Source organism: Streptomyces sp. NPDC127097, from assembly GCF_042724075.1.
Taxonomy (GTDB): Bacteria; Actinomycetota; Actinomycetes; order Streptomycetales; family Streptomycetaceae; genus Streptomyces.
In genome coordinates, this window is record NZ_JBHXFI010000121.1 from 1 (window position 1) to 1,571 (window position 1,571).

Annotated in this window: 2 protein-coding genes; one reads left to right on the forward strand and one right to left on the reverse strand. The window is 67.9% G+C overall.

Annotated elements, in window-relative coordinates; all coding sequences use genetic code 11:
• The coding region (locus tag ACFWJW_RS37575; protein ID WP_387249890.1) for a lytic transglycosylase at window positions 1-491 on the reverse strand (491 nt) is incomplete at its 3' end.
• A gap of 711 nt (window positions 492-1,202) precedes the next feature.
• Here ACFWJW_RS37575 and ACFWJW_RS37580 point away from each other — a divergent pair.
• Window positions 1,203-1,400 (forward strand): hypothetical protein, encoded by a 198-nt coding sequence (locus ACFWJW_RS37580; RefSeq protein ID WP_168482805.1) that lies wholly within the window; start codon window positions 1,203-1,205, stop codon window positions 1,398-1,400.
• Window positions 1,401-1,571: the final 171 nt, after the last annotated feature.

The following is a 1,571-nucleotide window of genomic DNA, read 5'->3' on the forward strand; positions in this document are numbered from 1 at the left end:
ACGCCGTTGATGGCGTTGATGTCCCAGTCGTTGACGGCGTTGGGGTCACCGGCGGACTCCCGCATGATGTTGCGGTGCAGGCCCTCGTAGGAGCCGGGGATGCCCTTGGCCTTCATGATGTCCAGGGACTCGCGGATCCAGCCGTCAAGGTTGTTCGGGTACTCCTTGACGTCCTTGCGCTCGGCGGAGCGGTTGGCGGCCTGCTGGGCGCTGTGCTGCTTCTCCACGGCGGTGACCTTCACGTGGTCCGCGACCGAGGCGGTCACCGGACGACCGGTCTTGGCGTCGTCCGCCTTGGCCGGCTGACCCTTCGCGCTGACGGGCTTGACCGCGGCGGGGGCGTGCTCAGAAGCGGCCTGAGCGGTGTCCGGGGCGGAGGTGAGGGCCAGGCCCGAGGTGGCACCCGCGGCGGCCAGGACGGCCACGGCGACCTTGTGGGTACGGGTGATGCGGGTGATACGGGCAGCGCGGGGCAGGGTGAAGCTGGGCATGCAGAGTGACCTCTTCCAGGTACTGGGGACGGGGAGGCGGCCTTTTTTGGCGGCGCGTAACGAACCGGAGGTCTTTGTTGCGTCCGCCGTGGGGCGTGACCCGCAAACTCGCTCTCGGTGCGTCGGAATCCATGGTTAACGCCGGTCCCGAATCGAGGCAATGGTGCTCTGTACTACTCATCTTCGTGAGATGAACCCGAATCGCGGAAGTGATAAGCGCTTCGGGCGGCGTTGGCCCGGAATGGGCGCATGGGTATCTCCTAGACAGGGTCGTAAGTGACATGCATCGCGTGCCTCGGGTCACCCGATAACGCCCTCAAAGGCCGCTCGAACCCCGTCCATAAGTTGTCTGGCTCACACCGGAATTAGGGTTTTCCGGCGCCGGTTCGGGCGCCGCTGGCAGCGAATTCAGCCGGGTGCGGGCACCGCGAGGCGGGCCGTTGATCCGTAAATGTGGCGCGGGGCACTGTGGCGGCGGCCAAAAGGGCGGCAATTGTGTGCTGATTCACGATCGGCCACGGCCGGTTTTTACCGCGGTGCGGAGCCGGAGAAGGCCGGACCGGCTCGGCCGTCGGTGCGAGCTCCGCTACGTCAATACGGCGGTGCCGCTGGTCCGTTCGCAGCAGCGCCCGGAGCTGTCGCATGACTCCGGGCCCGCCGCCCCGGAAGGTGGCAGCGCACACAGTCACCACTCACCGTAGGGACATCCATATGCTCCGTCGTATTTCCGTCGTGCTCACCGGTCTTCTCGTCACCGGCTTCCTCGCGACCGGAGCGGCCGCCGCGGCGCCGGTCGATGGCCGCCACCAGGACCGCCTCACGGCCAAGGAACGGCACGGCCTCCGTATCGCCTCCGAGGTTCTCGACACGCTCTTCGGCGAGGGCCTGCCCCGGCGCGACCGCTACTGACCGGCGGCGCCGGGCGCCGAGGCCCGGCGCCGGTGCCGGACCGCACACGGCAACGGCTCTGTGCGAGCCGATCGGAGATCTCGATGTTCACTTCTTCCTTCTCAGGGGTCGAGGGCACGGCGCGGCTCGCAGTCGGGTGACCGGGAGTACGGTGCGTGTCCCGGAACCTCG